The organism is Streptomyces jumonjinensis, from assembly GCF_009600885.1.
In the GTDB taxonomy this organism is placed as follows: Bacteria; Actinomycetota; Actinomycetes; order Streptomycetales; family Streptomycetaceae; genus Streptomyces; species Streptomyces jumonjinensis.
In genome coordinates this window covers 1-9499 of record NZ_VCLA01000106.1, presented here as the reverse complement: position 1 = coordinate 9499, position 9499 = coordinate 1, and the positions used below count along the sequence as shown (strand labels likewise).

Below are 9499 nucleotides of genomic sequence, written 5' to 3'. Positions count from 1 at the left end.
GAGCGGTGCTGGTGGACGATCTGATGACCACGGGCGCGTCTCTGGCGGAGTCGGCCCGGGCGCTTCATATGGCAGGGGGAGGGCGATGTCCCGCATTCGCCCGGACGGCCGCAGCGGTCATCGCCGCGTCTCCGATGTCGTTCGACATAAAAAGGCACTGACAGGGAAGGGGCAACGTTGCAGGTAGTAAGAGGCAGAAATGCTCTGAACGGAGGTATGTGCTGGTAGCGGGTGCCGACATCCGTCCGATCGAGCTATGTTCGGTTGTGAGGATCCGCGAAAGGGATGCCGTACCTCACCGAATGCACTGCCGTGCTTCCGGCCAGGGATTCGAGGCAACGGAAAACCTCGAAAGTTGGTGGGGTGGGGATCTTGTCGACTGGGGAGGAGGAGGTGAAAGTCGCCTAGTCCGAGGCTCCGGAACGTTCACCGGGGTCTGGTGCAAGAGGGAGTCGCTCCGCAGCCCGAGAGCGGGCGGAGCAATCCGGGAACGGAGTTCTGCGTGGACATCGTCGTCAAGGGCCGCAAGACCGAGGTGCCCGAGCGGTTCCGCAAGCACGTGGCCGAGAAGCTGAAGCTGGAGAAGATCCAGAAGCTCGACGCCAAGGTGATCAGCCTGGACGTTGAAGTGTCCAAGGAGCACAACCCGCGGCAGGCCGACCGTTCCGACCGGGTGGAGATCACACTTCACTCCAGGGGCCCGGTGATCCGGGCGGAAGCCGCGGCCGGCGACCCGTACGCAGCGCTTGACCTCGCCACCGGCAAGCTGGAGGCACGACTGCGTAAGCAGCACGACAAGCGCCACACCCGGCGCGGCAACGGCAGGCTGTCGGCGGCCGAAGTGGCCGATGTGGTTCCCGGCGTCGCCGAATTGAACGCGAACGGCCAAACCCTGGCCGAAGAGAAGGCCGAAGCCATTCCCACCACCAGGATCGGCTCGCTCGAAGTACAGGGCGAGGGACCGCTGGTGGTCCGTGAGAAGGTCCATACCGCGGCCCCCATGACCCTCGACCAGGCCCTCTACGAGATGGAACTGGTCGGTCACGACTTCTACCTCTTCGTCGACTCCGAGACGAAGCAGCCCAGCGTCGTCTACCGGCGACACGCATACGACTACGGCGTCATCCATCTGGAGACCGACCCGCTGGCCGGGTCCGAGGCATCGGGCGCCGGAGGCGCTCTCGGCGGCTGACGAAACCGTCGCGGAGAGCGGGCGGACAGGAATGACGGTGCCCCCGAAGCGCCCCGTGCGCCCTCGGGGGCGCCACTGTGCGACCTGCGGGATCACCGCTGGACCGCCCGGGCATGAAAGCATGGCCTCTCGGGCCAACCCGCGCACTGTGCGCGGGCGTTGGCGAACCTGACATGCCCTTCGGGCCAGTGCCTTCAGGGGGAGGAACGATGGCGGACAGTTTCGGGCCGGTGCACGATGACACGGCCGACGCCGGAGAAACGGTCGCCGAGGCCGCGACGGCCACCGCACAGGGATCCCGGGCCGAGCCCATCCGGGTCCTGGTGGTGGACGATCACGCGCTCTTCCGGCGGGGGCTGGAGATCGTTCTCGCCCAGGAGGAGGACATCCAGGTCGTCGGCGAGGCGGGTGACGGAGCGGAGGCCGTGGACAAGGCCGCGGATCTGCTGCCGGACATCGTGCTGATGGATGTGCGCATGACCCGGCGCGGCGGTATCGAGGCATGCACCTCCATCAAGGAGGTGGCCCCCAGCGCGAAGATCATCATGCTGACGATCAGCGACGAGGAGGCCGACCTCTACGACGCGATCAAGGCGGGCGCCACCGGCTATCTCCTCAAGGAGATCTCCACCGACGAGGTGGCGACGGCCATTCGGGCGGTCGCCGACGGTCAGTCGCAGATCAGCCCGTCGATGGCGTCCAAGCTGCTCACCGAGTTCAAGTCGATGATCCAGCGCACCGACGAGCGGCGGCTCGTGCCCGCGCCTCGGCTCACCGACCGTGAGCTGGAGGTGCTCAAGCTGGTCGCGACGGGGATGAACAACCGGGATATCGCCAAAGAGCTGTTCATCTCCGAGAACACGGTGAAGAACCATGTCCGCAACATCCTGGAGAAGCTCCAGCTGCACTCCCGGATGGAGGCCGTGGTCTACGCGATGCGGGAGAAGATCCTGGAGATCCGGTAGCGGGCCGCCGCCGGTCTCCGGGCCCGGCGGGCGGGCCCGCGGCCCGGCGGCGGCGTATCGATCAGCCGAGGGCGGCGACCAGCGCGGCGGTCAGCTCGGGGCGGTCGACGCGCTCCACCCGTACCGCATCGCAGCCCACCCACTCGGCCGCCTCCAGCAGCGCCCGCGCCATGGGCTCCACGGCCTTGGCGCTCTCCAGGGAGACCTGCCTGGCCACCAGCGTCGTGCCCTCGCGGGCCGGGTCGACCCGGCCCAGCAGTCTGCCGCCCGACAGCAGCGGCATCGCGAAGTATCCGTGTATCCGCTTCGGCTTGGGGACATACGCCTCCAGCCGGTGGGTGAAGCCGAAGATCCGCTCGGTGCGCGCCCGCTCCCAGATCAGGGAGTCGAAGGGGGAGAGCAGCGTGGTCCGGTGGCGGCCACGCGGCGCGGTCGCCAGCGCCTCGGGATCCGCCCACGCCTGCTTCGGCCAGCCCTCGACCCGCACCGGCACCAGCCCGGAGTCCGCGACCACCGCGTCGAACTGCTCACCTCTGATCCGGTGGTAGTCCGCGATGTCGGACCGGGTCCCGACCCCCAGCGACTGCCCGGCCAGCCGCACCAGCCGCCGCAGGCACTCCGCGTCGTCCAGCTCGTCCCGCAGCAGATCGGCGGGGATGGCGCGCTCGGCCAGGTCGTACACCCGCTTCCAGCCGCGCCGCTCCGTGCACACCACTTCGCCGTACATCAGCGCCCGCTCGACGGCGACCTTGGAGGCGGACCAGTCCCACCACTCGCCGCCGTTCTTCGCGCCGCCCAATTCGGTCGCGGTGAGCGGGCCCTCCGCGCGCAGCTGGCCGATCACCGTCTCGTAGGCGCCGTCCGGGAGATCGTGGTGCCACTGCGGGCGGGCCCGGTAGGCGCGGCGGCGGAACGCGAAGTGCGGCCACTCCTCGACGGGCAGGATGCACGCCGCGTGCGACCAGTACTCGAAGCTGTGGCCCTCCGTCCAGTACGCGTCCTCGACGGTTCTGCGCTCCACCGCGCCGAGCCGGGCGTAGGGGATCAGCTCATGCGAGCGCGCGAGCACCGAGATCGTGTCCAGCTGCACGGCGCCCAGGTGCCGCAGCACTCCCCGCACCCCCGCGCGCCGGTCAGGCGTGCCTAGGAACCCTTGGGCGCGCAGTGATATCCGGCGTGCCTCGTCGGCGGAGAGGTCGGCGGCGGGGGGCGTCGTCGTCATGATCCGCACGATAGACCGCCGCACTGACAGTCCATGTGCCGCGTGCTCTGTTTTCCAGGGGGCTCAGAGAGGGGTCAGGGAAGGGGCCAGGGAGGGCTCAGGGTGCTCAGGGGGCTCAGGGGCCTGAGCCCCCTGAGCCCCCTGAGCACCCTGAGCCGGGGGCCGGGGATCCGGAGAGACCGGAAGCGTCCGGTCCGGCCGACTCCCGGGCGGCCGGGAGGTAGGGCGGCTTGCTGCTCAGGCCCACATCCGACGGGAGCAGCGAGCCCACCCAGGTGTCACGGAGCGTGTCCTTGTTCAGCAGGGCCGCCCGCAGCTCGCCCTCGACGGTGAATCCCGCCCTCTCGGCGACCGCCCGCGAGGCATGGTTGCCGACCTCGGCCCGCCATTCCAGCCGGTTCGCCCCCAGCCTGGTGAAGGTCCAGTGGGCCACCGCGCGCACGGCCTCCACCGTGACCCCCTGGCCCCGGTGCTCCTTGCCCGTCCAGAAACCGATCTCCCACGTGCCCGAGTAGGTGCGCAGAGTGACGCCCACCGACGCCATCAGCGGGCCGCCCGTGCGCGGAAGCACCGCGAAGGTGCACATCGTCCCGTTGTGCCAGCCGTCGGGCACCGTCTGCTCGATGAATTCGACGGCGTGCTCGCGTCTGTAGGGCGAGGGGACCGTGGTCCAGCGCTGGATGTCGGGATCCTGACATGCCTGGTAGACGGGTTCCGTGTCGTCCGGTGTGAAGGTGCGCAGCAGCAGCCGGTCGGTGGTCAGGGTGAAGGGTTCCATGAACGGATTCTGCGGGGACCCATGGGCCGAGGCGACCACTTTTCCCGCCGTACCGGCACCTTCCGCGTGTCCCGTGCGTTCATCAGAGCGGGTAACGGCGGGCCTGACTGACCGCGGACCTCCCGACCTGGTGGGGTCCTCGCTTACGATGGCCGTTGCGGTGGGGCCCGCCTGCCGTGCCCGCGCCAGTGTCCACCACGACCAGCCAGGCCCGATCGGCAAGGAGACCAGCCTCAGTGTCCGTCTTCAACAAGCTCATGCGTGCAGGCGAAGGCAAGATCCTGCGCAAACTGCACCGCATCGCGGACCAGGTCAACTCCATCGAAGAGGACTTCGTCAGCCTCTCCGACGCCGAGTTGCGGGCGCTCACGGAGGAGTACAAGGAGCGCTTCGCCCAGGGCGAAACCCTCGATGATCTGCTTCCCGAAGCGTTCGCCACCGTCCGCGAGGCCGCCAAGCGCGCCCTCGGCCAGCGTCACTACGACGTACAGCTGATGGGTGGCGCGGCGCTGCACCTCGGCTATGTCGCCGAGATGAAGACCGGTGAGGGCAAGACCCTCGTCGGCACGCTTCCCGCCTACCTCAACGCGCTCTCCGGCAAGGGCGTGCATCTGATCACGGTCAATGACTATCTGGCCGAGCGGGACTCCGAGATGATGGGCCGGGTTCACCAGTTCCTCGGCCTGAAGGTCGGCTGCATCCTCGCGAACATGACGCCCGCCCAGCGCCGTGAGCAGTACGCCTGTGACATCACCTATGGCACGAACAACGAGTTCGGCTTCGACTATCTGCGCGACAACATGGCGTGGTCCCAGGAGGAGCTCGTCCAGCGCGGCCACAACTTCGCGATCGTCGACGAGGTCGACTCGATTCTCGTCGACGAGGCCCGTACGCCGCTGATCATCTCCGGCCCCGCCGACCAGGCGACCAAGTGGTACGGCGACTTCGCCAAGCTGGTCATCCGCCTGACCAAGGGCGAGCCCGGCAACCAGCTCAAGGGCATCGAGGAGACCGGCGACTACGAGGTCGACGAGAAGAAGCGGACCGTCGCCATCCATGAGGCCGGTGTCGCGAAGGTCGAGGACTGGCTGGGCATCGACAATCTCTATGAGTCGGTGAACACCCCGCTGGTGGGCTACCTCAACAACGCCATCAAGGCCAAGGAGCTCTTCAAGAAGGACAAGGACTACGTCGTCATCGACGGCGAAGTCATGATCGTCGATGAGCACACCGGCCGTATCCTCGCCGGCCGCCGCTACAACGAGGGCATGCACCAGGCGATCGAGGCGAAGGAAGGGGTGGACATCAAGGACGAGAACCAGACCCTCGCCACGATCACACTCCAGAACTTCTTCCTTCTCTACGGCAAGCTGTCCGGAATGACCGGTACGGCGATGACCGAGGCCGCCGAGTTCCACCAGATCTACAAGCTGGGCGTCGTCCCGATCCCGACCAACCGGCCGATGGTCCGCGCCGACCAGTCGGACCTGATCTACCGGACCGAGGTCGCCAAGTTCGCGGCGGTCGTCGACGACATCGTGGAGAAGCACGAGAAGGGCCAGCCGATCCTCGTCGGTACGACGTCGGTCGAGAAGTCCGAGTACCTCTCCCAGCAGCTCAGCAAGCGCGGCGTCCAGCACGAGGTGCTCAACGCCAAGCAGTACGACCGGGAGGCGACCATCGTCGCCCAGGCCGGCCGCAAGGGCGCGGTCACGGTCGCCACCAACATGGCCGGCCGAGGCACCGACATCAAGCTCGGCGGCAACCCGGACGATCTCGCCGAGGCCGAGCTGCGCCAGCGGGGTCTGGACCCGGTCGCGCACGTCGAGGAGTGGGCCGCCGCCCTGCCCTCCGCCATGGAGAAGGCCGAGCAGGCCGTCAAGGCGGAGTTCGAGGAGGTCAAGGATCTCGGCGGGCTCTATGTGCTGGGCACCGAGCGGCACGAGTCGCGCCGTATCGACAACCAGCTGCGCGGTCGTAGCGGCCGTCAGGGAGACCCGGGCGAGTCCCGCTTCTATCTCTCGCTCGGCGACGATCTGATGCGTCTGTTCAAGGCGCAGATGGTCGAGCGCGTGATGGCCATGGCGAACGTTCCCGACGATGTGCCGATCGAGAACAAGATGGTGACGCGCGCGATCGCGTCCGCTCAGTCCCAGGTCGAGCAGCAGAACTTCGAGACGCGTAAGAACGTCCTGAAGTACGACGATGTGCTCAACCGGCAGCGCCAGGTCATCTACGGGGAGCGCCGTCGCGTTCTGGAGGGCGAGGACCTGCACGAGCAGATCCGCCACTTCATGGACGACACCATCGACGCCTACATCCAGGCCGAGACCGTCGAGGGCTTCGCTGAGGAGTGGGACCTGGACCGGCTGTGGGGCGCGTTCAAGCAGCTCTACCCGGTGAAGGCGACCATCGAGGACCTGGAGGACACGGCCGGGGACCGGGCCGGGATCACCGCCGAGTTCATCGGCGAGTCCATCAAGGACGACATCCACGACCAGTACGACGAGCGCGAGAAGACCCTCGGCTCGGAGATCATGCGTGAGCTGGAGCGGCGCGTGGTGCTCTCCGTCCTCGACCGCAAGTGGCGCGAGCACCTCTACGAGATGGACTATCTCCAGGAGGGCATCGGCCTGCGCGCGATGGCGCAGAAGGACCCGCTGGTCGAGTACCAGCGCGAGGGCTTCGACATGTTCACCGCCATGATGGACGGCATCAAGGAGGAGTCCGTCGGCTATCTGTTCAACCTGGAGGTCCAGGTGGAGCAGCAGGTCGAGGAGGTTCCGGTGACGGACTCCGCCGAGCGTCCCTCGCTCGCCAAGAAGGACGCGGCGCCCGGCACCGGGCGTCCCGAGATCCGTGCCAAGGGCCTGGAGGCCCCGCAGCGCCCGGACCGGCTGCACTTCTCCGCTCCCACGGTGGACGGCGAGGGCGGTGTGGTCGAGGGCGACTTCGACGCCGAGGGGCAGCCTGCCCGCTCGGGGGCGGACGGTATGACCCGCGCCGAGCGCCGTAAGGCGCAGAAGACCTCGGGCGGTCGTCGCCGTAAGAAGTAGGGACCGGGCCCGCGAGGGCCGGCCCATGGAGACGGGCCGGGACGCCGCTGACGGCGTTCCGGCCCGTCCCTGTTTCCCGGGGCTGTACGGGGCCTCTGGGCCTCCCGCCCGTCGTGCGGGGACCCGGATAGCCGCAGCACGGCACGGAAGGCCCTGATGCGGCACTCTCCGCCGGGCCGGGGCCTGACGGTGCGCCCCGGGACCTCTCTTGTCAGACGCCGACGCGTTCGCCGCCGAGTTCCACCGCGGAGCACCGCCAGCGCTGGTCCGCGCCCTGCTCCAGACGGAACGCCATCGCGCTGATCCGATCGCCGGAGCCGATGCGGGCGAAGGCCTCGATCACCCCCGGGCCCGGCTGGAACTCCCCGCACTCCCGTACCACCGGCGTCACCCGGTCCGCCGGACGCAGCGGTGCCCCGGGGGCGAGCCGTACCAACTGCTCGTACGCCTCGCCGACCGTGTGACCGAGCATCCAGTGCACCGGGCGCTGACCGCTGAGCACCGCGAGGAGGCGATCGGCGAACCAGTAGTGCGGCCTGTTCCGCCGGGCGCGGGCAACCGCCGATCCCGCGATCGCGGCGGGCCGGCGCTGGTCCCGTCGTCCCGCCGGCCTTGTCCTGTTCATGCGTATCCCCCGATCCGCCGTGCCCGGCTCTGTGAATTACCGGGCGGTAACTTGTTGGGCGATCTTTTACGGGGTGGACGGCGCGTCCGCAACGGCCGGGCGCGGCGGCGACGGCCCGGTCGAGAATTCACCCGTATGGCTGAGTTGGCCTGTTGCCGGGCCCGTATCACGGGGTGGGAGGCGTCCCGAGCGGGCGGTGAACGGGCCCGGAGGGGCACTCGAAAGAGGGATCTCCACACGTATCCTGAGGGCCTCTCCCGACGACGAAAGCGGACAGTCATGCGCGTGTACGTCCCCCTGACCCTCTCCGGTCTCGCAGAGGCGCACGGAAAGGGCGAGCTGGGCCCCGGCCCGATCACCGCGTACGCCGTCACCCCGGGGCTGCGCGAGTGGTACGTCTCGGACGACGTCGAGGAGCTGGAGTACGCGGCCCTCAGCCGCGCCGCCGCCGCGTCGCTGCGGATGATCGCGGGCCGCCCGGACGCCGCCCGCCGCCGGGTCGTGGTGGCCGTCGACGTACGGGACCAGGACGCGACCGCCGATCCCGGCCAGGCGCTGGACGCGAGCTCGCTCGGCGAGGTGCGGATCGCCGCCGCGGTCCCGCTGACCAGGGCGGCAGCGGTGCATATGGACGCGGACGACGCCGTGGACGATGTGACGGCCGCCGCCGCCGCGCTGGGGGCCGCGGATCAGGGCGACGCCGACGCGCAGTTCACCGTGGACGGCGCGGAGGACCGTGAGCTGCTCTGGTACGGAGTGCAGGAGATCCCCGGAATCATCGGCTGACCTGCGCTTCCGTCCGCGGGCCGGTCGATTGTCAGACCCTGCGGGTACGGTTTTGGGCATGGGGAAGCATTCGGTGACTTCGGGGAGTTCCGACGAGTACAGCGCGCATCTGGTCTGGGACTGGAACGGCACGCTGCTGGACGATGTGACCGCGGTCATCTCCGCGACGAACGCGGCGTTCGCGGAGATAGGCATCGAGCCGATCACGCTGGAGCGCTACCGCGAGCTGTACTGCGTGCCGATTCCCAAGTTCTACGAGCGGCTGATGGGGCGGATGCCGACCGACCTCGAATGGGAGGTCATGGACCAGATCTTCCACCGGCACTACCGGGAGCGGCGGGCCGGCTGCGGGCTGACCGCGGGGGCCGAGGAGCTGCTCGGGCAGTGGGGGCGAGCGGGGCGGAGCCAGTCCCTGCTGAGCATGTACATGCATCATGAGCTGGTGCCGGTCGTGCGGGGCTATGGGATCGAGAGCCACTTCATCCGGGTCGACGGGCGGACGGGGCCGTCCGGGGGCTCGAAGGCGCTGCATATGGAGCGCCACCTCGAAGCGCTGGCCGGGACCGCGTCCCCGGAGCGCACGGTGGTGATCGGGGACGCGGTCGACGACGCGCTGGCGGCGGAGCATGTGGGGGCGCGCGCGGTGCTGTACACAGGCGGATCGCACAGCAGGGCGAGCCTGGAGACGGCCGGGGTGCCGGTGGTGGACACGCTGGAGGAAGCGGTGGCGGAGGCGATACGCCTGACGGCATGAGCCCGGGCGGCCCGCGCGGGCGGGTTGCGCCCGCCCTGGGGGCCTGCGAACCCCGCCCGGTGTGGTTCCCTCGGCCGCCAGCCGCCAGCCGCCAGCCGCCAGCCGCCAGCCGCCAGCCGCC

General features: G+C 69.1%; 8 protein-coding genes. 5 read left to right on the top strand and 3 right to left on the bottom strand.

Annotation, left to right across the window (positions count from 1 at the left end; translation table 11 throughout):
- Positions 1 to 502: 502 nt before the first annotated feature.
- A complete protein-coding gene (hpf, locus tag FF041_RS12615; protein WP_323371508.1) occupies positions 503 to 1192 on the top strand; it encodes a ribosome hibernation-promoting factor, HPF/YfiA family in 690 nt (229 codons plus the stop codon).
- A 209-nt stretch (positions 1193 to 1401) separates the two neighbouring features.
- Positions 1402 to 2157, top strand: coding sequence for a response regulator (locus FF041_RS12610; protein WP_153522921.1), 756 nt, complete (start codon positions 1402 to 1404; stop codon positions 2155 to 2157).
- 61 nt (positions 2158 to 2218) lie between these two features.
- Here FF041_RS12610 and FF041_RS12605 read toward each other — a convergent pair whose 3' ends face one another.
- On the bottom strand, positions 2219 to 3379 hold the full coding sequence (locus FF041_RS12605; protein ID WP_153522920.1) for a winged helix-turn-helix domain-containing protein: 1161 nt from the start codon (positions 3377 to 3379) through the stop codon (positions 2219 to 2221).
- Between the two features lie 115 nt (positions 3380 to 3494).
- The gene (locus FF041_RS12600; RefSeq protein ID WP_153522919.1) at positions 3495 to 4157 is read right to left on the bottom strand and encodes a GNAT family N-acetyltransferase; all 663 of its coding nucleotides are present in this window, start codon (positions 4155 to 4157) and stop codon (positions 3495 to 3497) included.
- A gap of 236 nt (positions 4158 to 4393) precedes the next feature.
- On the opposite strand from FF041_RS12600, the gene secA reads away from it, so the two are divergent.
- Positions 4394 to 7213 (top strand): preprotein translocase subunit SecA, encoded by a 2820-nt coding sequence (gene secA, locus FF041_RS12595; protein ID WP_323391806.1) that lies wholly within the window; start codon positions 4394 to 4396, stop codon positions 7211 to 7213.
- 211 nt (positions 7214 to 7424) lie between these two features.
- Here secA and FF041_RS12590 read toward each other — a convergent pair whose 3' ends face one another.
- The gene (locus FF041_RS12590) at positions 7425 to 7838 is read right to left on the bottom strand and encodes an Rv3235 family protein (RefSeq protein WP_153522917.1); all 414 of its coding nucleotides are present in this window, start codon (positions 7836 to 7838) and stop codon (positions 7425 to 7427) included.
- Positions 7839 to 8117: 279 nt separating this feature from the next.
- Between FF041_RS12590 and FF041_RS12585 the strand changes: the two genes are divergently transcribed.
- Both FF041_RS12585 and FF041_RS12580 read left to right on the top strand, forming a co-directional pair.
- Positions 8118 to 8624, top strand: a complete 507-nt coding sequence (locus tag FF041_RS12585) for a DUF6912 family protein (RefSeq protein WP_153522916.1) — start codon at positions 8118 to 8120, stop codon at positions 8622 to 8624.
- Positions 8625 to 8682: 58 nt separating this feature from the next.
- The gene (locus FF041_RS12580) at positions 8683 to 9378 is read left to right on the top strand and encodes an HAD family hydrolase (protein ID WP_153522915.1); all 696 of its coding nucleotides are present in this window, start codon (positions 8683 to 8685) and stop codon (positions 9376 to 9378) included.
- Positions 9379 to 9499: the final 121 nt, after the last annotated feature.